Consider the following 25,739-nt stretch of genomic DNA (forward strand, 5'->3'; position numbering starts at 1 on the left):
GAAACGTCATTGGGGTGCCGAATACTCTTCGAGCGGAAGGCCGGAATGCCCTTAAAAGATCGATGGCAGTACCCGACGGCGCTGCTGGACACCACGATGGACCAGCTCAGGACGTTGCTCGCGGTCCATGAGGCGGGCACCGCGCTGGGCGCCGCCCGGCTGCTGGGGCGGGAGCAGTCCAGTGTGCAGAAACAACTGGACACCCTGAACCGGAACTTCGGCGCACTGTGCGGAGAGCCGCTGGTGGTCAAACGGGGACGCAGTCAGAATGTGCTCTTCACCGCGACCGGGGAGTCGCTCGCCGGACTCGCGCGCGGCACCCTGGAGGACTGGCGGGAGGGGCTGCACGACTCCCGCCGCCGGCTCGGCAGCCGGCTCGTGGTCGGCTCCACCCGTTACACCCTCGGCTTTCTGCTGAATGCCGTGGAGCTGGTCACCGCGGAATTCGACGGCCGGGGCGTCGAGCTCAAGGTCGAGCATGTGCGCACCCGGGATCTGCTCCAGCGGCTCGACGCCAAGGAACTCGACCTGGTCTGCGGCAGCGTGCTCACCACGGCGGGCCACGACGGCCGGCTCGACGGCTTCGAGGTGATGGAGTGGCGGCGCAGCGGGCTGTCCCTGGTCACCAACATCGACGCCGAGGAGCTGCCCGGACCCTCGGTCCCGGTGAGCGAGCTGCCCGGACTGCCGCTCGCGGTCTCCGCCGACGGCCTCATACCCGGCTTCCTGCGCGGCTGGTTCGGCGCCCGCTACCGCCAGGAGCTGCATATCGCGGCCGAGATCGACACCGTGCAGTACGGTCTCGAGCTGCTCTCCTCGGGGGTGCTGCGCGGCTGTGTGCTGGTCACCGAGGGCATCGGCGACGCGGTGGCCCACGGGCGGATCCGGGCCGGTGCCGGGCTGCGCACCCTGGAGCTGACCGATGGCATGGGGCCGGAGCTGGAAGTGCTGGTCGGGGTGTTCGTACGGGCCGGGGAGCGCAGCGCGCAGGACGCCGGCCATCCGCTCAATGTGCTGTGGAGCGCGCTCGCCGGGGAGAACGCGCGGTGGCGCAGCGTCATGCGCAAGGAGCGCCCCGGCCGGTAACCCGCCAGTCGTCGGCGGGTAACCCCGCGGCCGTCCGCGCGGTGGCGGATATGCCTCTTCCGTTTACACATACCGACTGGTTAGTCTGCGCTGGGCGGAAGCCGTGCCGGGCAGGAGCCGAACCGGGCGGAAGCCGATCCGAGTCGAGTCGAGCCGATCCGAGGAGCTGCGAATCGTGGGTACCGTGCGTGGGGCGCGTGTAGTGGTCACCGGAGCGGGCGGCGGCATCGGCGCCGCCCTCGCCCGGCGCTTCGCCGCCGAGGGCGCCCGGGTCGTGGTCAACGACCTCGACGCCGCCAAGGCCGCGTCCGTCGCCGGGGAGATCGGCGGGATCTCCGTACCCGGTGACGCCTCCGGTGTCGTACCCGCGGCCCGCGAGGCGCTGGGCGGCTCCATCGACATCTTCTGCGCCAACGCGGGCGTCGGCCACGACGGCGGCCCCGAGGCCGACGACTCGCTGTGGCAGCAGTCCTGGGACGTCAATGTGATGGCCCATGTGCGGGCCGCCCGGGAACTGCTGCCCGAGTGGCTGGAGCGCGGCAGCGGCCGCTTCGTGGCCACCGTCTCCGCGGCCGGGATCCTCACCATGATCGGCTCGGCGCCGTACGCCGTCTCCAAGCACGCCGCGCTCGCCTTCGCCGAATGGCTCTCGGGCACCTACCGCCACCGCGGCATCGGCGTCCACGCCGTCTGCCCGCAGGGGGTGCGCACCGACATGCTCACCGCCTCCGGGACCGCCGGGGAGCTGGTGCTGGCGCCCTCCGCGATCGAGCCCGAGCAGGTGGCCGACGCCGTCCTCGCGGGCATCGACGAGGAGCGCTTCCTGATCCTTCCGCACCCCGAGGTGGCCCGTCACTACGCCTCCCGCGCCGGCGACACCGACCGCTGGCTGGGCGGCATCAACAAGCTGCAGCGCAAGCTCGAAGATCTCGAGGCGATCGAGGCGGCGTCCGGGACCTCGGGCTGACCCCGCGGCCCGGCGCTCCCGTATCTTTCGTACCCCTCCGCCCGCCACCCTCACCCCCGTCGAGACAGGGCCGCACCCATGACCACGTACCAGGACCAGCCATGGCTCGCTCAGCTCAATGAGAAACAGCGCCAACCGATCGTCCCGCGGCCGAGTCCGCTGCACGCGTTCCGGGACGCCGTGCGCACCGCCCCCGACCATCCGGCGCTCGCCTACTTCGACGGACGGCTGACCTACCGGGAGGTCGACGAGCTCTCGGACGGGGTGGCCGGCCATCTCGCCGAGCGCGGCTTCCGGCCCGGCGACCGCGTCGCGATCATGCTCCAGAACACCCCGCACTTCGTGCTCGCGCTGCTGGGGGCGTGGAAGGCGGGCGGTACGGTCGTGCCGGTCAACCCCATGTACAAGGGCGCCGAGCTCGCGCACATCCTCGGCGACGCCGAGGTGAGCGCCCTGGTCTGCTCCCGCCACGGCTGGGAGGACTACATACGCGACACGGCCGCCGCGTCCCCGGTACGCATCGCGCTCACCGCCGACGCCCGCGACCTGCAGACCCGCGACGACGAGCGGGTGCTGCGCGACCAGCCCATCCCGGTCCCCGAGGACACCGAGGACCTCCTCGCCGTCGCCCGCGCCGGGGTCCGCCCACCGTCCGTCCCCGCCCCCGGCGCCGATGACATCGCGCTGATCAGCTACACCTCCGGGACCAGCGGCACCCCCAAGGGCGCCACCAACACCCACGGCAACATCTCCTACAACGCCGACCGGCAGCACCTCCTCCATGAGCTGCCCACCGGTTCGACGCTCTTCGCGCTGGCCCCGCTGTTCCACATCACCGGCATGGTCTGCGAGCTCTGCGCGTGCATGGCCGGAGCCGGCACCCTGGCCCTGGCCTACCGCTTCGAGACCGGCGTCGTCCTCGACGCCTTCGCCGAGCACCGCCCCCTCTACACCGTGGGCCCCTCCACCGCCTTCATGGCGCTGATGGCCCACCCCCGGGCCACCCGCGACCACTTCTCGTCCTTCCGCATCATCTCCTCCGGCGGCGCCCCGCTGCCGCCCGCGCTGGTCGAGCGCTTCCAGTCCGGCCTCGGCCCGTATCTGCACAACGGCTACGGGCTCACCGAGTGCACCGCGCCCTGCGCCAGCGTCCCGCCCGGGGTCCGCGCCCCCATCGACCCGGTCTCCGGCACCCTCGCCGTCGGCGTCCCCGGCGCCGACACCATCGTGCGCATCGCGGACGACGAGGGGCGGGACGTGCCGTTCGGCGAGCAGGGCGAGATCGTCGTCAGCGGCCCGATGGTGGTCCCCGGCTACTGGCGGCGCCCGGAGGCGACCGCGGCCGCCCTCCCCGGCGGGGAACTGCGCACCGGCGACATCGGTTTCATGGACGAGGGCGGCTGGCTGTACGTGGTCGACCGCAAGAAGGACATGATCAACGCCTCGGGGTTCAAGGTGTGGCCGCGTGAGGTCGAGGACGTGCTCTACACTCACCCCGCCGTGCGGGAGGCGGCCGTCGTCGGCAAACCCGACGCGTACCGCGGCGAGACGGTCAAGGCGTATGTGAGCCTCCGATCAGGGGCCGAGGTCACACCGGACGAGCTGTCCGCGTACTGTGCGGAGCGGCTTGCCGCGTACAAGTACCCCCGCGAGGTGGAGATCCTGCCCGAGCTGCCGAAGACGACCAGTGGCAAGATCCTCCGGCGGGAACTGCGAGGATGAGAGAGAAGAGGAAGAGAACGGGTGGCGACCATGGCCAGAGCGACGGACGGTGACGGACAGCCGGTGCCACAGCGGCTGCTGGCCGCTGCCACCCGCCTCTTCGCGGAGCGGGGCTACGACCGGACGTCCGTACAGGAGATCGTCGAGGCGGCGGGCGTCACCAAGGGTGCGCTCTACCACTACTTCGGCTCCAAGGACGATCTGCTCCACGAGATCTACGGCCGGGTGCTCCGGCTGCAGCAGGAGCGGCTGGACGCCTTCGCGGACGCCGACGCGCCGGTGGAGACGCGGCTGCGGGAGGCGGCGGCCGACGTCGTGGTCACCACCATCGAGAACCTCGACGACGCGACCATCTTCTTCCGGTCGATGCATCAACTCAGCCCGGAGAAGCACAAGCAGGTGCGCGCCGAGCGGCGCCGCTACCACGAGCGGTTCCGCGCGCTGATCGAGGAGGGGCAGCGGGCCGGGGTGTTCAGCTCCCGGACCCCGGCGGACCTGGTGGTGGACTACCACTTCGGCTCCGTCCACCACCTGGGCACCTGGTACCGCCCCGGCGGCCGCTGGGCCCCCCAGGAGGTCGCCGACCATTTGGCCGACCTCCTGATGCGCGCGCTACGGCCGTAAACGTCCTCAAGCGCCGGACGGGCTGGAAAATCCAGCCCGTCCGGCGCTTGAGGACCGGGGGTGCGGGGGCGGAGCCCCCGCAAACCCCGCCCCGCCCCAGCTACACGTACCGCTTCAACTCCCGCCGCGCCAGCGACCGCTGATGCACCTCGTCCGGCCCATCCGCCAGCCGCAACGTCCGCGCCGCAGCCCACAGCTCGGCCAGCGGAAAGTCCTGGCTCACCCCACCCGCGCCATGCAACTGCACCGCCCGGTCCAGAATCTCCACCACCGTCCGCGGAGTCGCGATCTTGATGGCCTGGATCTCGGTGTGCGCCGCGCGGTTGCCCGCCGTGTCCATCAGCCAGGCCGTCTTCAGCACCAGCAGCCGCAGCTGCTCGACCGCCACCCGCGCGTCCGCGATCCACTCGTGCACCTGCCCCTGCTGGGCGAGCGCCTTGCCGAACGCCTGCCGGTCCACGGCCCGACGGCACATCAGCTCGATACCGCGCTCGGCCATGCCGATCAGCCGCATGCAGTGGTGGATCCGGCCGGGGCCGAGGCGGGCCTGGGCGATGGCGAAACCGCCGCCCTCCTCGCCGATGAGGTTGCTGACCGGCACCCGCGCCCGGTCGAAGACCACCTCGGCGTGGCCGCCGTGGTAGTGGTCCTCGTAGCCGTACACCCGCATCGCCCGCCGCACCTCGACGCCCGGGGTGTCGCGCGGCACCAGCACCATCGACTGCTGGCGGCGCACATCGGCGCCCTCCGGGTCGGTCTTGCCCATCACGATGAAGATCTTGCAGTCGGGGTTCATCGCCCCGGAGATGTACCACTTGCGCCCGGTGATGACGTAGTCGTCGCCGTCGCGCTCGATCCGGGTCTCGATATTGGTCGCGTCGGAGGAGGCGACCTCGGGCTCGGTCATCGCGAAGGCCGACCGGATCTCGCCCGCGAGCAGCGGCTCCAGCCACTGCTTGCGCTGCCGCTCGTCGCCGAACTGGGCGAGCACCTCCATGTTGCCGGTGTCGGGGGCGGCGCAGTTCAGGGCGGTGGGGGCCAGCTGGGGGCTGTGGCCGGTGATCTCCGCGAGCGGGGCGTACTGGAGGTTGGTCAGCCCCGCGCCGTACTCGGCGTCGGGCAGGAAGAGGTTCCACAGCCCCTGGCGGCGGGCCTCGGCCTTGAGCTCCTCGACGACCGGCGGGGTCAGCCACGGGGAGTCGAGGGCGGCCCGCTGCTTCTCGGCGACCGCCTCCGCGGGACGGACGTACTCGTCCATGAAGGCGAGCAGCTTGGCGCGGAGCTCTTCGGTCCGGGCGTCGAATGCGAAGTCCATGACGGGATCAGCTCTCCTGGAGGGTGGTGAGGCCGTGGTCGATGAAGGCGGGGACGATGTCGCCGATGCGGTCGAAGCCCGCGCCGAGGGTCTGGCCGAGGGTGTAGCGGTAGTGGATGCCCTCGAGGATCACCGCCAGCTTGAAGTAGGCGAAGGCGGTGTACCAGGAGACGCCGCCGACATCGCGCCCCGAACCCTCGGCGTAGCGCTGGATCAGCTCGTCCGTGGAGGGGTGGCCGGGGGCGCCCTGGGTGGAGGAGATGGGGGAGTCGGCGAGATTCGGATGACCGCTGTACATCACGATCAGCCCGAGGTCGGTCAGCGGATCGCCGAGCGTGGACATCTCCCAGTCGAGGATCGCGGTGATCCGGTCGTCGGCGTTCACCAGGACGTTGTCGAGGCGGTAGTCGCCGTGCACGACCGTGGGCGCGGGCGAGGCCGGGAGCGCCTTGGCGAGCCGGGTGTGCAGCTCGTCGATCCCGGCCAGCTCCCGGCTGCGCGAGGCGGTCAGCTGCTTGCCCCAGCGGCGCAGCTGCCGCTCCAGGAACCCCTCCGGGCGCCCGAAGTCGCCGAGCCCGACCTCGGCCGGGTCGACGGAGTGCAGCGTCACGAGCGTGTCGACGAGGGAGAGCACGACCTGCCGGGTGCGCTCCGGGCCGATGCCGGCGAGCTGCTCGGCGGTGCGGTACGGGGTGCCCTCGACGAACTCCATGACGTAGAAGGGCGATCCGATGACCGACTCGTCCTCGCACAGCAGCACCGGCTCCGGCACCGGCACGGCCGTCGGGTGCAGGGCGCTGATCACCCGGTGCTCCCGTGCCATGTCATGGGCGGTGGCGAGCACATGGCCCAGCGGCGGACGGCGGACCACCCAGCGCGACGTGCCGTCGGTAACGGTGTAGGTGAGATTCGAGCGGCCGCCTTCGATCAGCTCGGCGCTCAGCGGCCCGCGCACCAGGCCCGCGCGTTCGCGGTCGAGGTGGGCGCGGAGCCGTTCGAGGTCGAGCCCTGGGGGATTGCCTGCGTTCATCGAACCTCTCTCGTACTCGTATACGGGGAACGGGCGGACCGTTCGTCCCGCCTCATGATGCCGACCAGTCGGTATGTAGTCCAGTGGGTCTCGGGTGCGGGGTTCTGGTTCGGCGGGATGGGCGGCGGTGGGTGGCGCGATGTGGTGCGGATTTGCGGTGGCGGTGGGCGAGCAGGAGCGTCGAAGGGGAGGAGCGGGCAAGAACACGCCGGGACGGGGAACCCGCGAACGACAACCGCGAGCCCACGAAGGAAGCCGCGAACCCGCTGACGAACCGCGAACGACAACCGCGAGCCCGCCACGAACCGCGAAGACCGCGAGGAGCGCCACCATGAAGGCCATCAGCTACCGCCGCTACGGCGGCCCCGAGATCCTGGAGTACGGGGAGCGGCCGGAGCCCACGGTCGGCCCCGACTCCGTGCTGATCAGGGTCAGGGCCGCCGCCGTGAACCCCGTCGACTGGAAGGCGCAGGCCGGATACCTCGAACCGGTCCTGGACGCGGTCTTCCCGGTCATCCCCGGCTGGGACGTCGCGGGGGTCGTGGAGCAGCCGGGCCCGGCGGTGACGGAGTTCCAGCCCGGTGACGAGGTGATCGGGTACGTACGGGAGGACTTCCTCTCCCGGGGCACCTGCGCCGAGTACGTGGCCGCGCCCGTTCGCACCCTCGCCCGCAAACCGCGGAACCTCTCCTTCACGCAGGCCGCGGGCATCCCGCTGGCGGGCCTGACGGCGTACCAGTCGCTGGTGCGGGCGCTGAGGGTCGGCGAGGGTGACACGGTGCTGGTGCACGCGGGGGCGGGCGGGGTCGGCTCGATGGCGGTGCAGCTGGCCCGGCACATGGGGGCGCGGGTGATCGGCACGGCGGGGGAGCGCAACCACGAGTATCTGCGGGCGCTCGGGGCCGAGCCGACCGCGTACGGGGACGGGCTCGCCGACCGGGTCCGCGCCCTCGCCCCGAACGGCGTGGACGCCGTGCTCGACCTCGTCGGCGGCGACGCGCTCGCCGTCTCCTCCGAACTCCTCGCCCCCGAGGGCCGCCTGGCCTCCATCGCCGACCCCGCCGTCCTCGGCCTGGGCGGCCGCTACGTCTTCGTCCGCCCCGACCCCGACGACCTCCAGGACCTCACCGACCTCACCGAACGCGGCGCCCTCGGCGTCGAGGTCTCCGCGGTCTTCCCCCTCCAGAAGACGGCGGACGCACAGCGTCTGAGCATGGAGGGCCACGTCAGAGGCAAGATCGCCATCACCGTGGACTGACGGGTCCGGGAATGTGTTCATGTCCGACGGTGATGAATGTCCGACGGTGATGAATGGCCGAAGTGGTGGTGTGCCAGGCGGACGAAGTCCACGGTGGCGGAGTGCGCCGGGTCGGTGGGCCGGGCGAGGTAGACGGGGACGGGCGCGGCGTCGGCCAGGGGGATGTAGCGCACGCCGGGGTGGGGGTGGTGGTGGCTGGTGCCTTCGGAGGTGACCCCGACCGCCTCGCCGGTGGCGATGGTCGTCAACCACTCGTCCACTCCGGGCACGTCCATCGTGACCGGACGCCGCCCTCGCGGCCATAGCTCGACACCGGTGGTGGCCGCCGTGGAGCACAGCGCCACCATCTGATCGGCCAGGTCCGCCAGGGTCAGCTCGGCGCGGCCCGCCAGGTGGTGGTGCTCGGGCAGTGCCGCCAGACGCGGTTCGCTGGCGAGCTCGACCAACGTGAGCGAGGTGGTGTCGTGCGGACGGACGCGCAGGAAGGCGAGGTCGGCGAGGCCGCGCCGCAGAGCGGCCTCCGGGTCGTCCAGGCGGCGGATCTCCACCCGGACCTCCGGACGCCGTTGGCGCCAGGCCCGCAGCAGCGGGACGGTGTGGCGGCCCAGAGCGGCCCAGGCGAACGCCAGCCTGAGCGGCCGGGGCGGTCCGGCGGGGGCGGCCGCCTCGGCGAGGGCGTCATCGAGCTGACGCAGGATGCGGTGCGCGTGCTCCCACAGACGCAGACCGGCGTCCGTCAGCTCCAGGCGGCGGGTCGTGCGCTCGACCAGCCGGACCCCGAGTCGGCTCTCCAACTGCTCCAGAGTTCGCGACAGGGCGGGCTGGGTGATGTGCAGGGCACGGGCCGCACCGGTCACCGTTCCCTCGTCACCGATCGCCGCGAGCGCCCGCAGATGCCGCATGTCCACATTCATGCCTCCCAAGCATAAGTCCCTGATCAGAAGCATTTCCCTCCGGGCAAGGGGAGTGCCACCGTCAAAGGCATGAACATCTTGCTGATCGGCGCCGCCGGAACCCTGGGCCGGGCCCTCCACACCACCCTGCGCGAGCGCGGCCACCGGGTCCTGACCGTGGGCCGTACCTCTGGCGACCTGCGTCACGACCTGACCGACCCCGAGCAGATCGCCACCCTGTACGAGGCCGCCGGCCCGCTGGACGCCGTGGTCAGCGCCGCCGGCGAGGTCCCCTACAAACCGCTGTCCGAGATGACGCCCACCGACTGGCGCTCCGCCTTCACCGGCAAGGTGCTCCCCCAGATCGAACTGGTCCGCCAAGGCCTGCCCCATGTGGCCGAGCGCGGCTCGTTCACCCTGATCACCGGCATTCCCGTGCGCGAACCCGTTCGCACCGGCACCGCCGCCGCGCTGGCCAACGGTGCCGTGGAAGCCTTCGTCCGCGCCGCGGCCGTCGAGATCGCACCGCGGCGGATCAACGCCGTCAGCCCCAACGTCTTCACCGAGTCCCTGCCCGATTTCGGGGCGTACTTCCCCGGCATGGGCTCGGTTGACCTCACCGACGTCGCCCAGGCATACATCCGCTCCATCGAAGGCGCCCAGACCGGACGCGTCTACGAACTCTGACCGCGTCCCCAGCCGGCCGGCCAGCCAGCCCGTCGGCCGTGCCCGCGAGCACCGGCACCAGGCCCGCCTTACCGCAGCATGACCGCCCCCAGGACGGCCAGGGCGACCGTGCAGGCGACCGCGGCCACGGCCGCCCGCGGGGACAGGGCGGGCGGCCGGGGCGCGTGCATGGCCCGGATGCGCTGGTGGGCCAGGGCCAGGAAGGCCAGCCAGGCCAGCACCACCAGGGCCAGGACCACGAGCGAGACCGGGTCGATACCGCTGTGCAGCGTCTGCCGGCCCGCGAGCGAGGCGGCCACCGCGCACGCCAGCGTCGTACGCCGCCAGGCCAGCCGCGTCCGCTCCGGCTGGAGGCCGGGGTCCCGGTCCCGCGTTCGGGATCCGTCCGTCCCATTCCCCTCCGGCATTGCCTCACACCTCCCGGCTCACCCGCCCCACCCGAAGGCGGCCACGATCACCATCAGCAGTGCGACCACCCCGACCGCGAGCCCCAGCACGATCGGGAAGCGGGAGGCCGGCAGGTCCTCGCCGCGCCGCATGGCCCGCTCGCAGCGGACCCAGTGGCTGATGGCCCGCAGGGCGCACAGCGCGCCGGCCGCCAGCAGTATGAGCGCCATCGCGAGCCGCTGCGGACGGCCGGTCTCCGGGAGGAACTGGTCGACCGCGAACCCGCCGCCCACCAGCGCCATCGCGGTACGCAGCCACGCCAGGAAGGTCCGTTCGTTGGCGAGCGAGAAGCGGTAGTCGGGGGTGCTCCCCTCCTCCCGCAGCCGCTCGGGCGCGAACCACAGCCGGATGTCCGTGACCGCTGAGAGGCGGCCACCGCCACGCGGCTCGGTGTGGCGGGAAGGCTCCGAGGGCCCGGAAGAATCCGTCACTTTCCGACCTTCTCACGGCGCCACTCCACCAGCCGCCGGTACGCCTCCCACCCGTCCGGGACCCACTCCCACTCGGTCAGCCGCCGCGTCAGCTCCTCCTCGGTGAGAAAGGTGTGCCAGGCGACCTCCTCGGCCTGCGGATCGACCGGCGGCTCGCAGCGCACCTCGTAGACCCGGCTCCACCACGTGTGCTCGGGCGTCGCGTAGAGGAACGAGAACAGCGGTACGGGCGCGGGCAGCCCTCGCACCCCCAGCTCCTCCTCCGCCTCGCGCAGCGCCGCCTCGTCGTAGCCCTCGCCCGCGCCGACGACCCCGCCGACGAACATGTCGTACAGCGAGGGGAAGACCAGCTTCTCGGCGGTGCGGCGATGGACGAAGATCCGGCCCTGGGCGTCCCGCGCCTGGATGAAGACGCAGCGGTGGCGGAGCCGGTGGGCCATGGCGTCACCGCGTCGGGCCTGGCCCACCACGCGATCCCGCTCGTCCACGATGTCCAGCAGTTCGTTGGCGGAAAGCGGCTCCTGATCAGGCATACCGCCATACAAGCAGATTGTGGGCGCGGTCAGCGTCGGTGGCCACCGCCGTAGCCGCCCCCATAGCCCCCGCCGTAGCCGTTCCCGCCGCCATAGCCGCCGCCGTGGCCGTTTCCGCCGCCGTTCCCGTTCCCGCCGCCGTAGCCGCCCCCGTAACCGCCGCCCTGGCCCTGGCCCTGCCCCGGTCCGTACGGCCCGGAGCCGTCGTCCTGGCCGCGCTGTCTGGCCTGCTGCTCGGCCCAGCTGTCGAACGCCTCGGCCGCGTCCTGCCAGTCGTCGTACTCACCCGGTCCCCGGGACGACCAGCCCGGCCAGGACGGGGTGGAGCGGCCCTTGCCGGACGACGAGGCCGCGGGCTTGTCGGGCGCGGAGTCGCCCGCCGGGGCCTGGGCCGTCGGCTGGGCGGCGGCCGGCGGCTGCGGCTCGGGCTGCTCGGCGCGGGCGCCGCGCAGCGGGGTCTCGCCCGCCGCCGCCTCGGCGTACGGGACGGCGTGACTCTCGGGCTCGTCCGGCGCGGCCGTCGAGCTGTCGTGGCCGGAGGCGGCCGTCGCCTGGCGGGCGTCCTTGCCCATGAGCATGAAGAGCGCGGTGGCCGCGCCGGTGGCCGACAGCAGAATCGCCCCGGCGGCCGCCTTGCGCCGGTTGTCCGCCGGGCGGCGGCGGGCGTGCCGGGGCCCGACCACCTCGCCGCGGAGCACCTGTGCCTCGTCCACGGGCGGCCCGGCTTCGAGGGGCTGTGGGCCGGGCGTGATGAGCGTCGGGTTCACCACACGACGTTCGACGTCGGGCCTCGGCCCTGAGTGCTCAACGGAGCGGTCAGCCATGGTCGATGATGATGCCGGTTTGGCCGAACCCTGTCCAATGTCGGTGAACGAATGTGGCCTTTTGTTCCACGCCCAGGTTGCGCGGAGGAAGTTGACCATTCGGCGCGGGGACGGCGTCGGCCGGAAACCGCTCCCACACCCCGGGTTGACGCCGTACTGGCCGGTAGGCAGGATCGGCGGTCATGACTCCGGCGGTACACCGTCGGCACACCGCCGGTGGCCGTCGGCGGGCTCACGAGAATGGGACATCACACCATGGCGTACGACGCGGATGTGATCGTGGTCGGCGCGGGGCTCGCGGGCCTCGCGGCCACCGCCGAACTGGCCGACGCCGGCCGTAAGGTGATCCTGCTCGACCAGGAGCCCGAACAGTCGCTCGGCGGCCAGGCCCACTGGTCCTTCGGCGGTCTCTTCCTCGTCGACTCGCCCGAGCAGCGCCGTCTGCGCATCCGCGACAGTCACGAACTCGCCTGGCAGGACTGGCTGGGCACGGCCGGGTTCGACCGCGAGGAGGACCACTGGCCGCGCCGCTGGGCCGAGGCGTACGTGGACTTCGCGGCGGGCGAGAAGCGGTCCTGGCTGCACGCCCAGGGGCTGCGGCTGTTCCCGCTCGTCGGCTGGGCCGAACGCGGCGGCTACGACGCCACCGGGCACGGCAACTCCGTCCCCCGCTTCCACATCACCTGGGGCACCGGCCCCGGCATCGTCGCCCCCTTCGAGCGGCGGGTGCGGGCGGCCGTCGCCCGCGGCCTGGTCGAGCTGCGCTTCCGGCACCGGGTGACGGGGCTGGCCCGCAGCGCGGGCACGGTCGACACCGTCACCGGCGACATCCTCGAGCCCAGCCAGGCCGAGCGCGGCAGCCCCAGCGGCCGCGAGGTCACCGGCGCCTTCGAACTGCGCGCCCAGGCCGTGATCATCACCTCCGGCGGCATCGGCGGCAACCACGACCTCGTCCGCGCCAACTGGCCCGAGCGGCTCGGCTCCCCGCCCGAGCGGATGATCTCCGGGGTCCCGGCCCATGTGGACGGCCGTATGCTCGGCATCGCCGAGGACGCCGGCGGACGGATCATCAACCGCGACCGGATGTGGCACTACACCGAGGGCATCCAGAACTGGAACCCCATCTGGCCCCGGCACGGCATCCGCATCCTGCCCGGCCCGTCCTCCCTGTGGTTCGACGCGCGCGGCAAGCGGTTGCCGGTGCCGCTGTTCCCCGGCTTCGACACCCTCGGCACGCTCGAGCACATCATGCGGACCGGCCATGACTACACCTGGTTCGTGCTCACCCAGAAGATCATCGAGAAGGAGTTCGCGCTCTCCGGCTCCGAGCAGAACCCGGACCTCACCGGCAAGAGCGTCCGCGGGGTGATCGGCCGCGGGCGGGCCGGGGCCCCGGGCCCGGTCCAGGCGTTCATGGACCACGGCGCGGACTTCATCGTCGAGCGGTCGCTGCCCGCGCTGGTCCGGCGGATGAACGAGCTCACCAAGGAGCCGCTCATCGACGAGGCCGAACTGCGCCGGGAGATCGTCGCCCGGGATCGCGAGATCGCCAACCCCTACACCAAGGACCTCCAGGTCACCGCGTTGCGCGGGACCCGCAAGTACATCGCGGACCGGCTCATCCGCACCGCCGCCCCGCACCGGATCCTCGACCCCAAGGCGGGCCCGCTGATCGCCGTGCGGCTGCACATCCTGACCCGTAAGACGCTCGGCGGCCTGGAGACGGATCTCTCCTCCCGCGTCCTGACCGAGGGCGGCGAACCGCTGCCCGGCGTCTACGCGGCCGGTGAGGCGGCGGGCTTCGGCGGCGGCGGAGTGCACGGCTACCGCTCCCTGGAGGGCACCTTCCTGGGCGGCTGCCTCTTCTCGGGCCGTACGGCGGGCCGGGCGGCGGCCGAGGCGGTGGGGTAGCCGGTAGTGGCGTACCCCCCCGGTACGCCGCCGGCCCCAGGGCCTTACCGAAGTCCGCCGGCCCCAGAGCCCTACCGAAGTCCGCCGGCCCCAAGTCTTACCGAAGTCTGACGAATCCCGGCAGGAGATGGCGCACCACCCCCGCCCGGTGCTCTCATCAATCCATGGACCCCAATACCGGTGCCGGACCCGACGGCGACGGCACGCCCGTCGGCCGGCGCCTCGTCCTCGGCATGCTGGGCCTCGGCGCGGGCGCGATGGCCGCGGCCCCCTGGCTCCAGGGCAAGCTGGAGACCGCCCTGGGCGCGGTGGCCGACAAGGACCCGACGGGGGTGACCGGACTCCTCCCCAACGGCGGCGGCTTCCGCTACTACTCCGTCACCTCCTCCGTGCCCCACAAGGACGCCGACAGCTACCGCCTCACCGTCGACGGACTCGTCGACAAGTCCGGCGCGTACCGCCTCGCCGATCTGCGCGCGCTGCCGCAGACCCGCCTGGTGCGCGACGTCCAGTGCGTCACCGGCTGGCGGGTGCCCGAGACCCCGTTCGAGGGGGTGCGGCTGTCGGCGCTGCTCGACGCCGCCGGAGTGCGCCGAGGGGCCAAGGCGGTCCGCTTCACCTGCTTCGACGGCGCGTACAGCGAGAGCCTGACCCTCGACCAGGCGCGGCGGCCGGACGTGCTGGTCACGCTGAAGCTGCGGGACAAGCCGCTGGGCCACTCCCACGGCGGGCCGGTGCGGCTGTATGTGGCGCCGATGTACTTCTACAAGTCGGCGAAATGGCTCTCCGGTATCACCGTCACCGATGAGGTGCGGCCCGGCTATTGGGAGGAGCGGGGCTATGACGTCGATGCCTGGGTCGGCAGGTCGAACGGACGCGACGATGACCCCACCGCCTGAGGAGGCGATGGCGCCGGTGCGGCGGGCCGACGACCGGGACGGCGGCTCCCGAGTGCTCCGGTTCAGCCCCGCCGAGCGCTGGATCCACCGCACCACGGCCCTGCTGCTGGGCGCGTGTGTGGTCAGCGCGGCCTGTCTCTATCTGCCCGCGCTCGCCGAACTCGTCGGCCGGCGTGAGCTCGTCGTCACCGTCCATGAGTGGACCGGCATCCTGACGCCCCTCCCGGCCCTGCTCGGGCTCGTCTCCCGCGCCTTCCGCGCCGATCTCACCCGGCTCAACCGGTTCGGCGCGCACGACCGCCGCTGGCTGCGCGCGGCGCTGCGGCGCGACCACCGGCGCCAGGAGCGCCCGGCGGGGAAGTTCAACGCCGGGCAGAAGCTGTACGCGGGGTACATCGCGGGCGCGGTGCTGGTGATGGCGGGCACCGGGCTGCTGATGTGGTTCACCGGTCTGGCCCCGCTGGTGTGGCGCACCAGCGCCACCTTCGTCCACGACTGGCTGGCGCTGGCCATCGGCATCGTCCTGCTCGGCCATATCGGCAAGGCGCTCGCCGATCCGGAGGCCCGGCGCGGGATGCGCACGGGCCGGGTCGAGCGGGGGTGGGCGGCCCGGGAGCACCCCCTGTGGCGTACGGACGAGGACGCGCGGGAGCGCCGAGAGCGCTGAACCCGTGACACCCGGTGCCATGATCGTCGCATGCGAGAGAAAGGTCCAAGAACAAGCGTTATGCGGCTTTGGCTGCATGCCGCCGTATGCCTCGCGGTGATGCTTCCGATGAGTGGATGCCGCATGTTCGAGTCCTCGCTGCGGCGCGGCGGGCTCTGGGTGAACCCGGACAGCCCCGCCGCCCGGCAGGCTCATGAGAGGGAACACGAGGGAAAGAACGGCGACGCCGCGCTCATCCGGCAGATCGCCCAGCAGCCGGTCGCGGAATGGTTCGGCCCCGCGCCGCCCCGGGAACGGGCCCGCTCCATCACCGAATCCGCGGCGCGGACCGGGTCCACCCCGGTCCTGGTGGCCTATCACATCCCGTATCGCGACTGTGGGCGGTACTCGGCGGGCGGCGCGCGGAACCGCATGGCCTACCGGTGGTGGATCGAGCAGTTCACGCTCGGCATCGGCGATCGCAGGGCGATCGTCGTCCTGGAGCCCGACGCGGTGGCCCAACTGGTCGATGGCTGTGTGCCGCGCACGTTGCGCAAGGCCAGGCTGGAGATGCTCCGCGACGCGGTCGCCCTGTTCGCCGCGCTGCCCCACGTCCAGGTGTACCTGGACGCCGGGAACCCGAACTGGATCAAGAATCCCGCCCGGCTGGTGCGGCCGTTGCGCGACGCCGGTATCGAGCAGGCGGACGGCTTCGCGCTGAACGTCTCCAACTTCCAGCCGACCCGCCGCACCAAGGCGTACGGCCATCGGCTCTCCACCGCCCTCGACAAGGCCCACTTCATCATCGACACCAGCCGCAACGGCAACGGCCCGCTGCGGGCCCACGGCGCGGCCCGGCACGGCATCCGGGCGCGGGACTCCTGGTGCAATCCGCCGGGGCGGGCGCTGGGCGAGCCGCCCAGCACCCACACCGGGGACCCCCTCGTGGACGCCTATCTGTGGATCAAACGGCCCGGCGAGTCCGACGGCACCTGCAACGGCGGCCCCCCGGCGGGCCACTGGTGGACCAAGTACGCCCTCGACCTGGCCCGTAACGCCCCCCACCGCCACTAAGCGCTCCGCTGGAGGTGCCCTGACCTACGTGTCGCGCAGGGGCTGGCCGCGTCGCGTGCCGTCGGCACCGTGCCACGCGCCGGACGCTTCCGGTCGCGGCGCAGCAGCCCCACCGACCAGATCGCCACCGGAGCCAGACACAGGGCCAGGGCGAGCACCGCCCAGATCCGCATCACCGCATGGGTGTGACCCAGGGAGAACGAGCCGACCAGCGAGGAGCCGAACACCCCCGCCCACAGCAGATGGATACGGAACGTGGAGAGCCGGTCGGGGCTGGACGAGTCGCCCTTGGGCGTGACCACGAACCGGCTGGTGCGCCGCAGCACCGCGTCGCACAGCGACTTGGCGTAGATCGGCGCGGACAGCGCCGAGAGCAGCATCCCGGCCAGCCCGCCGGAGCCCTCCGGCTCGTGCGGGGAGACGTTGTGCCGCCGGTTCCAGACATACAGCCCGATCTGGAGCATCGCCGCGTCGCTGTAGAGCATCATCCACATCTCGGCCGGGATGTGGATTCCGGCGGCGCCCAGCACCAGGAACAGCGCGCACGACAGCGCGGAGAGGAGCCAGTTGAGCGCGGTCATCGGGTAGTACGCGATCATCAGCGAGTAGTTCAGCAGCTTGCCCGGCGACAGGGTGAACGGGCCCTTCCAGAACTGCTTGAGCACGGTCTCGTAGGTGCCGCGGCTCCACCGCATCTGCTGGGTGAAGAAGTCCGTCCAGGTGCTCGGGCCCTCGCCGACCGCGAGCACATCGGGGGTGTAGACCGAGCGCCACTTCTTCCGGGTCGCCGGGTTGCGGTGGCGGTGCAGCTCGAAACCGGTGGCCATGTCCTCGGTGATCGAGTCGTACAGCCCGCCGATCGAGCGCAGCGCGCTGATCCGCACCGTGTTGTTGGTGCCCACGAACATCGGGCCGCCATAGGCGTTTCCGGCCCGCTGGATCAGCGCGTGGAAAAGGAACTGCTGGCTTTCGGCGGCCTTGGTGACCGGGGTGTCGTAATTCCCGTAGACCTGCGGGCCGACCACGAAGGCGATATCCGGATCCCGGAAGTAACCCAGCATGCGCTCCAGGAAGTTGGGCAGCGGCACATGGTCGGTGTCCACACATGCCATGAATTCATAACCGTCGCCGTGCGCGTCCAGCCAGGCGTTGTAATTCCCGTGCTTGGTCCGCGCCCGGAAAGCGCCCTTCGGCTGATTCCACTTCTCGATGCCCTTGCGTGAGAAGTGCCGTACGCCCAGCCGTTTGCACAGCGCCTTGACCTCGTCGTCGTCCCCCTCGTCGAGCAGCCAGACGTCCAGCGGCCCGGTGTGCCGGATCCGCACCGCCCCCTCCAGCGTGGCCCGGACCATCGCGATCGGCTCCTTGCCGGGCACGAAGCTGGTCAGGAACGCCACCCGGGTCCCCGGCTCGGCCACCACCGGCACCGGATCCCGCGCCACCAGCGTGGCATGGGCGTTGGAGACGACCGTGAACAGGCGAAACCCCTCGATCAGCGCGATCGAGACCAGCATCGCCAGATCCGCCGCCCGCTGCCACCCCGGCGCGTAGTCGCGCTCCACCCAGTGGTCGGGGTGCAGCAGCCACAGCAGCAGCACCGCCGAGCACATCGGCGCCGCGCACAGCAGCAGCGCGGCCCGGATCCGGTGCGGCTCCTGCGCCAGCAGGCTCCGGCAGCGCACCCGGTAGGGGCGGTCCATGGGGGCTTTGGTCAGCGGGCCCGCCAGTTCGCTGTACCGCTTGTACTCGTACACCGGGGCGGGACGGTGGTGCGGGACGCGGGAATCCGACGCGGTACGCGCGGGCGGCGGCCCGGCTACGGCGCGTGCGGTGGTTTTCCGGGGGGAATCTCTGACGGGGGTCGGTGCAGACATCTGGGCACTCCCGCGGGGCTGGCTCGAACCGAATGTCGCGCCACGATGACCCATACGGGCCATATTCTTCAGGTCATCGCGCGAGATGAGAAGGTAACAATCCCATGGGGCATGAGCGTGCACATCGGATATTCGGCGCGCCATTGTTGACGGTCCGTAAGGCATCCACTCCGACGGCCCAGCGGCGCGCGTCTTACGTGATTTACATCCCGCCGTCTGGCAGGGTCGGCACCGATCGAAGCCCATCGGAATACGGAGGATGGGGCGCAGTCGCCCGATGAGAGTCCTGCACATCATCTCCCGCCTCGGGGCCGGAGGAGCCGAACAGCAACTGCGGCTGCTGCTGCGCCATGTGCCGGTGCGCTGTGACGTCATCGCCCTCTCGGGCCCCGGCGCCACCGCGCACGGCATCCGCGCGGACGGCATCCCGGTCACCCATCTGCCCCTGGACGGCGGGCGAGAGCGGCAGCTCAGCACCGTGCCCAGGCTGGTGCGGATCATCCGGTCCGGCGGCTACGACCTGGTGCACACCCATCTGTACCGGGCGTGCGTGCTCGGCCGGATCGCCGCCCGGCTGGCCGGGGTGCGGGCGGTCATCGCCACCGAACACGGCCTGGGCGAGCGGCGGATCGACGGCCGTCCGCTCAACGCCGCCCTCCGCGCCCGCTATCTCGCCGCCGAGCGGCTGGGCTCGGCGACCGTCGCCGTCTCGGCCGCCGTGGCCGACCGGCTGCGCGACTGGGGCGTGCCCAACCGCCGGATCCATCTGGTGCCCAACGGGATCGAGGCCCGCCACTTCCGCTTCGAGCCGACCGCGCGGGCGGCCGCCCGCGCCCGGCTCGGCATCCCCGACCGGGCCTTCGTGGTCGGCGGGGTGGGGCGCCTGGTGGCGGACAAGCGGTTCGACACGGCGGTGCGGGCGGTCGCCGAGGTGCCGGACGTCCGGCTGCTGCTGGTCGGCGAGGGCCCCGAGCGGCCCGCCCTGGAGGACCTGGCCGCCCGGCTCGGCGTGGCCGACCGGGTCCGGCTGCTGGGGGAGCGGGACGGCGCGGTGGCCCCGGCCGACGACCGGCCCGCGGGGCTGCCCGCGCTGCTGGCCGCCATGGACGTCCTGGTCTCGCCGTCCGCCGAGGAGGCGTTCGGCCTCGCGGCGCTGGAGGGGCTCGCGGCCGGGCTGCCGGTGCTGCACACCGTCTGCCCCGCCCTCGACGAACTCCCCCACGGCGCGGCGCCCGGCGCCCGCCGCATCGCCCCCGGCCCGGCCGCCCTCGCCGCCGCCCTGCGCGCGCAGGCCGCCCAGGGCCCGCTGCGCTTCCCGGTCCCGGACGCCGTCGACCGCTACGACATCGCCCGCGGCGCCCGCCGTCTGATGGACCTCTACGACCGCACCACCACCTGCGGCCCGGACGGCTGTCTGCGGGTGCCGGTCAGCCGCATGCCGCGGCGCGGCGCGCCCGCGGGCTGAGACGGCTCCGGCGACGGGGGATCAGCCGCGCGGCGCGGACCCGCCGCCGCCGTTGGGGACCGGCACCACGTCGCGCACGGGTTGGACCAGGGGGTGGAGGCTGAGCGGCGCGGCGGTGCCCGGCAGCGCGGTCATGCCCGTGGCCCCGCACAGCGCGACCATCGGCGGATCACGGCGGCGCTCCAGCCGGACCTTGGTGAACCGCGCCACCAGCATCAGCGCGAGGGCCGCCACCACGAGCCGCGGGAACAGACAGCCCGGCCACCCCCAGGCCGTCGATGCCGACCCGGATGGCGGGGAGGGCCGAGGCCCCACAGCACGGTCAGCTTTTACTGCCCGAAGCGTTGGTCATGCTTCATGCCGACGCGCGGTGTGCCCGGGGGCTCTGGCCGCGCTCGCGCTTGAACGCGGCGCTGAGGGCGAACGCGCTGCCGTAGCCGACCCGCCGGGCCACCGCCGCCAGGGTGTGCTCCGGATCCCGGAGCAGATCCGCCGCGAGCGCCAGCCGCCAGCCGGTCAGATACGCCATGGGCGGCTCGCCCACCAGCGCGGTGAAGCGCCGGGCCAGCGCCGCCCGCGAGACACCCGTCTCGGCGGCGAGCCCGGCCACGGTCCACGGATGGGCCGGGTTGTTCTGGAGCAGCCGCAGGGCACGGCCCACCACCGGGTCGCCCAGCGCCCGGTACCAGCCGGGCGCGCGGGCCTCCGGCCGGGAGAACCAGGCCCGCAGCACCGAGATCAGCAGCAGATCCAGCAGCCGGTCCAGGACCGCCTCCTGCCCGGGTTCGTCCTTGACGATCTCCTCGCCCAGCCAGGGCATCAGGGGGCAGTCCCATACCTCGCCGTCCAGCGCCAGCAGCGGGGGCAGCGCGTCCAGCAGCCGCCCGCTGATCTCCCCGTCCAGCAGATAGCTGCCGATGAGCATCGTGGCCGAACCGTCCGGGCTGTTGCCCCAGGTGCGCACCCCCAGCGCCATCGCCTCGGCCAGATCGGCGCCGTCCGCCGTGCGGCACACCTCACCGGGGAGGATCCACGCCCGCGGGGCGGTCGCGGGGTCATCGGCCACCGTGTACGGATCCGGGCCGCGCGCGATCGCCACGTCCCCCGGGCGCAGCCGCACCGCCTCGCCCGCGTCCGGCACCACCCACGCCTCGCCGCGCGCCATGGTCATCACGCACAGCGGGGCCCGGTCCTCGATCCGCACCGCCCAGGGCGGCTCCATCACGACCCGCAGCAGAAAGGCCCCCCGGGCCCGCGGGCCGTCCAGCAGACTCGCCAGCGCGTCCATGGCGCACAGCGTAGACGCTCGCGCATGCGACGGAGCCTCTCGGCCATGGCCCGTCTCACCAGCCGCGAGTTGACTGGCCGTATGACGACACAGCACACGGAAACACAGGCCACGGAGCGCACGACCGTTCTGGTGCTCGGCGGCACCGGCAAGACCGGCCGCCGGGTCGCGGACCGGCTGAGCCGGGCCGGACACCCGGTGCGGATCGGCTCCCGGTCCGGCGAGACGCCGTTCGACTGGGAGGACCCGCGCACCTGGGAGCCCGCGCTGGACGGGGCCGCCGCCGCGTACATCGCCTACTACCCGGACGTCTGCGACCCGGGAGCCGCCGCCACCCTCCGCGCCTTCGCCGAACGGGCGGCCGAGCGCGGAACCCGGCGGCTGGTGCTGCTTTCCGCCCGGGGTGTGGAGGCGGCGCTGCCCGCCGAGGAGGCGGTGCGGGTGCCGGGCGTGGCGGCCACCGTGCTGCGGGCGAGCTGGTTCTTCCAGAACTTCGACGAGGGCATTCTGCGCGACGGGGTGCTCGACGGCGAGATCGTCTTCCCGGCGGGGGACGTCAAGGAGCCCTTCGTGGACGCCGACGACATCGCCGAGGTCGCGGTCGCGGCGCTGACCGGGGACGGAGCCGGAGACCGGACGTACGAGATCACCGGGCCGAGGCTGCTGACCTTCGCCGAGGCGGCCACGGAGATCGCCGGGGCGACGGGCCGCGCGGTGCGCTATGTGCCGGTCTCCGCCGAGAGTTACGGGGCCGCGCTGGTGCGCGACCACGGGCTGCCGGACGAGCTGGGGGCGTTTCTGACCGAGCTGTTCGCCACCTTGCTGGACGGGCGCAACGCACATCTGACGGACGACGTCCGGCGCGTCCTGGGGCGCGAGCCCGGGGACTTCGCGGACTTCGTGCGGCGGGCCGCGCGGGGCGGGGTCTGGGCCGGCTGAGGCGCGACGGATACCGCTGCCTTCCGCGGGGTGTCCGCGGCGCCGGCCTTCCGCGGGGTGTCCGCCCTCCGTGGTGCGTCAGGGGAGCGGCTGTTCGGTCCAGATGCACTTGCCGGTGGGCGTGTAGCGGGTGCCCCAGCGGTGGGAGAGGGCCGAGACCAGCTGGAGCCCGCGCCCGCCCTCGTCGGTCTCCGAGGCATGGCGGATCCGGGGCGTGGTCAAGGAGCCGTCGGTCACCTCGCAGATCAGCCCCTCGCCGCGCAGCAGCCGCAGCTCGACCGGGCCCCTGCCGTGCCGGATCGCGTTCGCGACCAACTCGCTGACCAGCAGCTCCGCGGTGGGGGTGAGCGGGGCCAGCTCCCAGCGGATCAGCTGGTCCCGGACGTGATCGCGCGCCTCGCCCGCGGCGATCGGCCCCTCGGACAGCGGCCATGCGGCGATGTGGTCGGGGGCGAGCGCATGGGTACGGGCGATGAGCAGTGCCGCGTCATCGGCGGTGAGCTGCTTCTCCGGCAGCAACTCGGCGAGCACCTCGTCGCACAGCCGCTCCAGCGACGCGTTCTCGTCCCGTTCTCCGTCGCGCCGTTCTCCGTAGCCCCGTTCTCCATAGCCCCGTTCTCCGTCGCGCCGGGCGTCCCCCGGGCCGGGCGCGCGGGCCGCGCTGGACAGCGCGCTCGCCAGCTGCCGCATCCCGCGGTCGATGTCCCGGGCGGCGGATTCCACCAGACCGTCGGTGTACAGCGCCAGCAGACTGCCCTCCTCCAGACTCACCTCGGTGGTCTCGAACGGCGGCTGGGCCGCGCCCAGCGGTGGATCGGGGGCGCCGCCGGCGAAGCGGACCGGATGGCCGGGGCGTACGACGGCAGGCGGCGGATGTCCGGCGCTGGAGAAGACGCAGGTGGCGGCGACCGGGTCGTACACGGCGTACAGGCAGGTCGCGTAGAGGTTGTCGCCCAGCTCGCTCACCACGTCATTGAGCCGGGTGAGCAACTCGGCGGGCGGAAACTCCAGTTCGGCCAGGGTGTTCACGGCGGTGCGCAGCCGGCCCATGGTGGCCGCCTCGGACAGCCCGTGACCCATCACATCGCCGATGACCAGGGCCACCCGGGCGCCGGACAGCGGGATCACGTCGTACCAGTCACCGCCCACGTCGATGCCCTCGCTGGCGGGCAGATAGCGGGCGGCGGTGGTGACCGAGGACAGCGACGGCAGAGCACGGGGCAGCAGCCCCCGCTGGAGCTCCTTGGCCCGGGTGTGCTCCACGTCGTAGAGCCGGGCGCGTTCGATGGCCTGCCCCATCAGCCCGCTGAGCGCGGTGAGCAGGGCCCGTTCCTCCGCGTCGAGCCGGCGCGGCTCGGCGAAGGCGACCACCGTGCAGCCGATGTTCCGGCCGGAGACGATCAACGGCAGAAAGGCCCATGCCTGCTTCTGCGCCGCGGCGGGCCGCCCGGCCATGGAGGGATAGCGCGCGGTGTACTCCTCGGCCGACTCGACGAAGGCCGGCGCCCCGGTCTGGTGCACCTCCGAGACCGGCGACACTTCATGGATCGAGGCCCCGTCGATCGACTCCAGGAAGGGCTGCGGATAGCCGACGGCCCCGGCGATCCGGATCACGTCGCCCTCGATGAGCTGCACCACCATCCCCGAGGCGCCGAACGGCGGCAGCACCCGGTCGGCGATGGCGTTCACCACGTCGCGCATCGTCAGCGCCTGCGCGAGGGCGTTGGTCAGCTCGCCGATCCGCGCGGTGCGCTCGGCCGCCGCCTGCTCGGCCGCGGCCCGCTCCGCCTCCCGCGCCCGGCTCGCGGTGATATCGGCGGCGTAGACCGTGAGCCCGTTCGGCACCGGGACCAGCCGCATGGAGTACCAGCGCTGATTGGTGGGCCAGCGCACCTCGAACCCGACCGGGGTGCCGCTCTCGGCGGCCCGCCGGTAGCGGCTCCGCAGGCCCGGCTCGGCCTCGTCGACACTCAGCCGCGCGAAGGCGTCCCACAGCGTCCGGCCGAGAGTCGTCCGGGCGGCGCCGAGCAGCCGCTCCGCCTCGCCGTTGACGAAGGTGATGCGCCAGTCGCCGTCGACCGCGAAGAACGCGTCGCTCATATGCCAGAGCGCCTGGCTCACCTGGTCGTCCGCCAGCAAAGTGCCGGTGCCGGTGCCGTCCCGGTCCCGGTCCCGGTTCCGGTCCCGCCCCTGGTCTTGGTTCTGGTCGGGAGGGTCATTCCGCAGCCGCGGGGCGGCCCACGCGGTCAGTGCCTCGACGGCCGCCCACCGCTCCGGTGCGGGCCGCTCGGCCGGGACCATCAGCACCGACAGCGCGCCGGTGACCCGCTCCGGAGTGATCAGCGGAACCGCCAGCAGCCCGCTTCCGGCGGGCAGCGCCGGGCCCGTGCCGTCCCCGGTGCCGAGGGTCGGCGCCCACACCGGTGTGCCCTGGGCCATCGCGCGGGCCGGGGCGCTGGCGCCGGCCGGCTCGACCTCCGCCCAGTCCCGGGCGACCGGACGGATCAGCCCGTGCACCGCCGTGAGCAGCAGCGACCGGGCGCCGGGGGCGCGCAGATGCACCATGCCGCCGAGACCGCCGGTCTCCGTCACGGCGTGGTCGAGCGCGAAGCCGAGCAGATCGGGGCCGCTCAGCCCGTCACCCGCCTCGGTGATCATGCGTATCCGTGCGGCGATGGCCACGTCCATGCCCATGGGGAAAATTTACTCCCTTAGAGGTGTATTTCAGTGCTAACCCATCGGGCGGCGGTCCACCGGGGTCAGCGGGGACCAGACGGGCAGTGCGGTGCGGCGCGGGCCCGACCAGGGGGCCGGGACCGCGTCGATGTCCCGCGCCAGCCGATACGCGAGCGTCTCGTAGTTCACCCGCCAGCCGCGGAAGTGCGGCCACGCCTCCTCCGCGGTGCGCTCCATCGGATAGCCGTAGGCGCGCATCCGCGCCACCCCGCGCAGGAAGTCCTCGTAGCCGAGCCGCACCGGATCGTCCGGATGCGGGTCGACGTCGTACGGGATGCCGCGGATATCGGCGATGTCGCGCAGACAGACGAAGCCCGCCCGCAGCGCCAGCCGGGTCCGGGCCTGCGGCTGCGAGGGGTTGAAGGCGGCCCGCAGCGCCGCCGCGTCCAGCACCGCCAGCAGGGCGATCAGCCAGTTGCGGTCGGCCTTGGGGGAGCGGAAGTGGATCAGGACCGGATAGGTGGTGTGGGTCTCGCTCACCACGGCGCACCACTGCTCCCAGCCGCGGAAGAGGTCGCCGATGTCGTCCAGCAGACCCACCTGGGCGTAGCGGGCGAGGATCTCCGGGCCCCACGGCGGGGCGCCCGCCCGGGTCTGCAACAGGGTGACCTGGGTCTCGCGGCGCTGATAGGCGTTGTAGAGGGTGGGCAGATAGCCGATCTGCAGACCGACCACGATGGGGCCGGTGGCCGCCGCGCAGAAGTCGATGGCGGTCAGACTGGCCCGGCGGCTACTGGCGAAGCCGAGGGTGAAGAGCGAGGACCCGGCCTCGTAGATCCCCTCATGGACCTTGAGACCGCTCACCGAGGCCTCCAGCAGCCCGTAGCCGATCATGAAGGAGAGCAGCCAGCCCAGCAGGGTGATCACGATGGACACCGGTGCCACCGGGGCCAGCACCCGGTCCTTCGCCTCGATGCCGTGCAGCCGGTCGGCCAGGAAGCGGAACGGCCGGCTGACCGAGCGCTGGACGAACCCGGTGAACCCGGCCGGGGTCGGCCGGGGGATGACCAGGGTGCGCAGCACCGAGGAGAAGATTCCCAGCACGATGACGGCGCCGATGATGCCCAGCAGTACTCGCACCGCGCTTCCG

At 72.6% G+C, this 25,739-nt stretch carries 25 protein-coding genes; 12 read left to right on the forward strand and 13 right to left on the reverse strand.

Features of this window, described 5'->3' with window-relative positions; all coding sequences use genetic code 11:
- Positions 1 to 45: 45 nt before the first annotated feature.
- From JK364_RS26585 to JK364_RS26600, 4 genes are all read left to right on the forward strand, one after another.
- Positions 46 to 1,086: a LysR family transcriptional regulator gene (locus tag JK364_RS26585; RefSeq protein WP_201853832.1), complete on the forward strand. Its 1,041-nt coding sequence runs from the start codon at positions 46 to 48 to the stop codon at positions 1,084 to 1,086.
- Between the two features lie 175 nt (positions 1,087 to 1,261).
- Entirely contained in the window at positions 1,262 to 2,053 is a 792-nt protein-coding gene (locus JK364_RS26590) for an SDR family oxidoreductase (protein ID WP_201853833.1), read from the forward strand.
- Between the two features lie 78 nt (positions 2,054 to 2,131).
- The gene (locus tag JK364_RS26595) at positions 2,132 to 3,775 is read left to right on the forward strand and encodes a class I adenylate-forming enzyme family protein (RefSeq protein WP_201853841.1); all 1,644 of its coding nucleotides are present in this window, start codon (positions 2,132 to 2,134) and stop codon (positions 3,773 to 3,775) included.
- 30 nt (positions 3,776 to 3,805) lie between these two features.
- Positions 3,806 to 4,399, forward strand: a complete 594-nt coding sequence (locus tag JK364_RS26600) for a TetR/AcrR family transcriptional regulator (protein WP_121825018.1) — start codon at positions 3,806 to 3,808, stop codon at positions 4,397 to 4,399.
- 100 nt (positions 4,400 to 4,499) lie between these two features.
- Here the strand turns inward: JK364_RS26600 and JK364_RS26605 are convergent, their stop codons facing one another.
- Both JK364_RS26605 and JK364_RS26610 read right to left on the reverse strand, forming a co-directional pair.
- A complete protein-coding gene (locus JK364_RS26605; protein WP_201853845.1) occupies positions 4,500 to 5,714 on the reverse strand; it encodes an acyl-CoA dehydrogenase family protein in 1,215 nt (404 codons plus the stop codon).
- Between the two features lie 7 nt (positions 5,715 to 5,721).
- A complete protein-coding gene (locus JK364_RS26610) occupies positions 5,722 to 6,744 on the reverse strand; it encodes a phosphotransferase family protein (RefSeq protein WP_201853846.1) in 1,023 nt (340 codons plus the stop codon).
- A gap of 331 nt (positions 6,745 to 7,075) precedes the next feature.
- Between JK364_RS26610 and JK364_RS26615 the strand changes: the two genes are divergently transcribed.
- Positions 7,076 to 8,002 carry an NADP-dependent oxidoreductase gene (locus JK364_RS26615; protein ID WP_201853847.1) on the forward strand — a complete coding sequence of 309 codons (927 nt, stop codon included), beginning with the start codon at positions 7,076 to 7,078 and terminating at the stop codon, positions 8,000 to 8,002.
- A 17-nt stretch (positions 8,003 to 8,019) separates the two neighbouring features.
- Here JK364_RS26615 and JK364_RS26620 read toward each other — a convergent pair whose 3' ends face one another.
- On the reverse strand, positions 8,020 to 8,916 hold the full coding sequence (locus tag JK364_RS26620; RefSeq protein WP_201853848.1) for a LysR family transcriptional regulator: 897 nt from the start codon (positions 8,914 to 8,916) through the stop codon (positions 8,020 to 8,022).
- 69 nt (positions 8,917 to 8,985) lie between these two features.
- On the opposite strand from JK364_RS26620, the gene JK364_RS26625 reads away from it, so the two are divergent.
- Positions 8,986 to 9,582, forward strand: a complete 597-nt coding sequence (locus tag JK364_RS26625; RefSeq protein ID WP_201853849.1) for a short chain dehydrogenase — start codon at positions 8,986 to 8,988, stop codon at positions 9,580 to 9,582.
- Positions 9,583 to 9,650: 68 nt separating this feature from the next.
- Here JK364_RS26625 and JK364_RS26630 read toward each other — a convergent pair whose 3' ends face one another.
- The 5 genes from JK364_RS26630 to JK364_RS26650 all read right to left on the reverse strand — a co-directional run bounded on the left by JK364_RS26630 (position 9,651) and on the right by JK364_RS26650 (position 12,001).
- Positions 9,651 to 9,989 carry a DUF202 domain-containing protein gene (locus JK364_RS26630; RefSeq protein WP_201853850.1) on the reverse strand — a complete coding sequence of 113 codons (339 nt, stop codon included), beginning with the start codon at positions 9,987 to 9,989 and terminating at the stop codon, positions 9,651 to 9,653.
- 18 nt (positions 9,990 to 10,007) lie between these two features.
- Positions 10,008 to 10,379 (reverse strand): YidH family protein, encoded by a 372-nt coding sequence (locus JK364_RS26635; protein ID WP_307841392.1) that lies wholly within the window; start codon positions 10,377 to 10,379, stop codon positions 10,008 to 10,010.
- 77 nt (positions 10,380 to 10,456) lie between these two features.
- On the reverse strand, positions 10,457 to 10,993 hold the full coding sequence (locus JK364_RS26640; RefSeq protein ID WP_201853852.1) for an NUDIX domain-containing protein: 537 nt from the start codon (positions 10,991 to 10,993) through the stop codon (positions 10,457 to 10,459).
- 29 nt (positions 10,994 to 11,022) lie between these two features.
- Positions 11,023 to 11,760, reverse strand: a complete 738-nt coding sequence (locus JK364_RS26645; RefSeq protein WP_201853853.1) for a hypothetical protein — start codon at positions 11,758 to 11,760, stop codon at positions 11,023 to 11,025.
- A gap of 49 nt (positions 11,761 to 11,809) precedes the next feature.
- Positions 11,810 to 12,001 (reverse strand): hypothetical protein, encoded by a 192-nt coding sequence (locus JK364_RS26650; RefSeq protein WP_201853854.1) that lies wholly within the window; start codon positions 11,999 to 12,001, stop codon positions 11,810 to 11,812.
- Between the two features lie 71 nt (positions 12,002 to 12,072).
- On the opposite strand from JK364_RS26650, the gene JK364_RS26655 reads away from it, so the two are divergent.
- The 4 genes from JK364_RS26655 (at position 12,073) to JK364_RS26670 (ending at position 16,347) form a co-directional block, all read left to right on the forward strand.
- Positions 12,073 to 13,728 carry an FAD-binding dehydrogenase gene (locus tag JK364_RS26655; RefSeq protein WP_201853978.1) on the forward strand — a complete coding sequence of 552 codons (1,656 nt, stop codon included), beginning with the start codon at positions 12,073 to 12,075 and terminating at the stop codon, positions 13,726 to 13,728.
- Between the two features lie 164 nt (positions 13,729 to 13,892).
- Positions 13,893 to 14,627, forward strand: a complete 735-nt coding sequence (locus JK364_RS26660; protein ID WP_201853855.1) for a molybdopterin-dependent oxidoreductase — start codon at positions 13,893 to 13,895, stop codon at positions 14,625 to 14,627.
- On the forward strand, positions 14,611 to 15,294 hold the full coding sequence (locus JK364_RS26665; protein WP_372461992.1) for a cytochrome b/b6 domain-containing protein: 684 nt from the start codon (positions 14,611 to 14,613) through the stop codon (positions 15,292 to 15,294). Before JK364_RS26660 ends, JK364_RS26665 begins: the two co-directional genes overlap by 17 nt.
- Before the next feature lie 123 nt (positions 15,295 to 15,417).
- On the forward strand, positions 15,418 to 16,347 hold the full coding sequence (locus JK364_RS26670; protein WP_230992532.1) for a glycoside hydrolase family 6 protein: 930 nt from the start codon (positions 15,418 to 15,420) through the stop codon (positions 16,345 to 16,347).
- Here the strand turns inward: JK364_RS26670 and JK364_RS26675 are convergent.
- On the reverse strand, positions 16,344 to 18,221 hold the full coding sequence (locus JK364_RS26675; RefSeq protein ID WP_201853858.1) for a glycosyltransferase family 2 protein: 1,878 nt from the start codon (positions 18,219 to 18,221) through the stop codon (positions 16,344 to 16,346). The genes JK364_RS26670 and JK364_RS26675 overlap by 4 nt on opposite strands.
- A gap of 277 nt (positions 18,222 to 18,498) precedes the next feature.
- Between JK364_RS26675 and JK364_RS26680 the strand changes: the two genes are divergently transcribed.
- Entirely contained in the window at positions 18,499 to 19,686 is a 1,188-nt protein-coding gene (locus JK364_RS26680) for a glycosyltransferase (RefSeq protein ID WP_201853859.1), read from the forward strand.
- Between the two features lie 21 nt (positions 19,687 to 19,707).
- Here JK364_RS26680 and JK364_RS26685 read toward each other — a convergent pair whose 3' ends face one another.
- Together JK364_RS26685 and JK364_RS26690 are read right to left on the reverse strand one after the other, a co-directional pair.
- Complete coding sequence (locus tag JK364_RS26685; RefSeq protein WP_201853860.1) at positions 19,708 to 19,923, reverse strand: hypothetical protein; 216 nt, start codon at positions 19,921 to 19,923, stop codon at positions 19,708 to 19,710.
- 118 nt (positions 19,924 to 20,041) lie between these two features.
- Positions 20,042 to 20,974 (reverse strand): AraC family transcriptional regulator, encoded by a 933-nt coding sequence (locus JK364_RS26690; protein WP_201853861.1) that lies wholly within the window; start codon positions 20,972 to 20,974, stop codon positions 20,042 to 20,044.
- 81 nt (positions 20,975 to 21,055) lie between these two features.
- Here JK364_RS26690 and JK364_RS26695 point away from each other — a divergent pair, with 81 nt between their 5' ends.
- The gene (locus JK364_RS26695; protein WP_201853862.1) at positions 21,056 to 21,913 is read left to right on the forward strand and encodes a Rossmann-fold NAD(P)-binding domain-containing protein; all 858 of its coding nucleotides are present in this window, start codon (positions 21,056 to 21,058) and stop codon (positions 21,911 to 21,913) included.
- Positions 21,914 to 21,991: 78 nt separating this feature from the next.
- On the opposite strand, the gene JK364_RS26700 is transcribed toward JK364_RS26695, so the two are convergent.
- Positions 21,992 to 24,607, reverse strand: coding sequence for a SpoIIE family protein phosphatase (locus JK364_RS26700; protein ID WP_201853863.1), 2,616 nt, complete (start codon positions 24,605 to 24,607; stop codon positions 21,992 to 21,994).
- A 36-nt stretch (positions 24,608 to 24,643) separates the two neighbouring features.
- Positions 24,644 to 25,729, reverse strand: coding sequence for a hypothetical protein (locus tag JK364_RS26705; protein WP_201853864.1), 1,086 nt, complete (start codon positions 25,727 to 25,729; stop codon positions 24,644 to 24,646).
- Positions 25,730 to 25,739 lie beyond the last annotated feature (10 nt).

Source organism: Streptomyces endocoffeicus, assembly GCF_016741935.1.
GTDB classification, from domain to species: domain Bacteria; phylum Actinomycetota; class Actinomycetes; order Streptomycetales; family Streptomycetaceae; genus Streptomyces; species Streptomyces endocoffeicus.

Coding starts and splice junctions, on each gene's coding strand:
- JK364_RS26585 (WP_201853832.1), top strand. CDS start 46: ATGCCCTTAAAAGATCGATGGCAGTACCCGACGGCGCTGCTGGACACC.
- JK364_RS26595 (WP_201853841.1), top strand. CDS start 2,132: ATGACCACGTACCAGGACCAGCCATGGCTCGCTCAGCTCAATGAGAAA.
- JK364_RS26600 (WP_121825018.1), top strand. CDS start 3,806: ATGGCCAGAGCGACGGACGGTGACGGACAGCCGGTGCCACAGCGGCTG.
- JK364_RS26605 (WP_201853845.1), bottom strand. CDS start 5,714: ATGGACTTCGCATTCGACGCCCGGACCGAAGAGCTCCGCGCCAAGCTG.
- JK364_RS26610 (WP_201853846.1), bottom strand. CDS start 6,744: ATGAACGCAGGCAATCCCCCAGGGCTCGACCTCGAACGGCTCCGCGCC.
- JK364_RS26615 (WP_201853847.1), top strand. CDS start 7,076: ATGAAGGCCATCAGCTACCGCCGCTACGGCGGCCCCGAGATCCTGGAG.
- JK364_RS26620 (WP_201853848.1), bottom strand. CDS start 8,916: ATGAATGTGGACATGCGGCATCTGCGGGCGCTCGCGGCGATCGGTGAC.
- JK364_RS26625 (WP_201853849.1), top strand. CDS start 8,986: ATGAACATCTTGCTGATCGGCGCCGCCGGAACCCTGGGCCGGGCCCTC.
- JK364_RS26630 (WP_201853850.1), bottom strand. CDS start 9,989: ATGCCGGAGGGGAATGGGACGGACGGATCCCGAACGCGGGACCGGGAC.
- JK364_RS26640 (WP_201853852.1), bottom strand. CDS start 10,993: ATGCCTGATCAGGAGCCGCTTTCCGCCAACGAACTGCTGGACATCGTG.
- JK364_RS26650 (WP_201853854.1), bottom strand. CDS start 12,001: ATGACCGCCGATCCTGCCTACCGGCCAGTACGGCGTCAACCCGGGGTG.
- JK364_RS26655 (WP_201853978.1), top strand. CDS start 12,073: ATGGCGTACGACGCGGATGTGATCGTGGTCGGCGCGGGGCTCGCGGGC.
- JK364_RS26660 (WP_201853855.1), top strand. CDS start 13,893: ATGGACCCCAATACCGGTGCCGGACCCGACGGCGACGGCACGCCCGTC.
- JK364_RS26665 (WP_372461992.1), top strand. CDS start 14,611: ATGACCCCACCGCCTGAGGAGGCGATGGCGCCGGTGCGGCGGGCCGAC.
- JK364_RS26670 (WP_230992532.1), top strand. CDS start 15,418: ATGTTCGAGTCCTCGCTGCGGCGCGGCGGGCTCTGGGTGAACCCGGAC.
- JK364_RS26675 (WP_201853858.1), bottom strand. CDS start 18,221: ATGTCTGCACCGACCCCCGTCAGAGATTCCCCCCGGAAAACCACCGCA.
- JK364_RS26680 (WP_201853859.1), top strand. CDS start 18,499: ATGAGAGTCCTGCACATCATCTCCCGCCTCGGGGCCGGAGGAGCCGAA.
- JK364_RS26690 (WP_201853861.1), bottom strand. CDS start 20,974: ATGGACGCGCTGGCGAGTCTGCTGGACGGCCCGCGGGCCCGGGGGGCC.
- JK364_RS26695 (WP_201853862.1), top strand. CDS start 21,056: ATGACGACACAGCACACGGAAACACAGGCCACGGAGCGCACGACCGTT.
- JK364_RS26700 (WP_201853863.1), bottom strand. CDS start 24,607: ATGGGCATGGACGTGGCCATCGCCGCACGGATACGCATGATCACCGAG.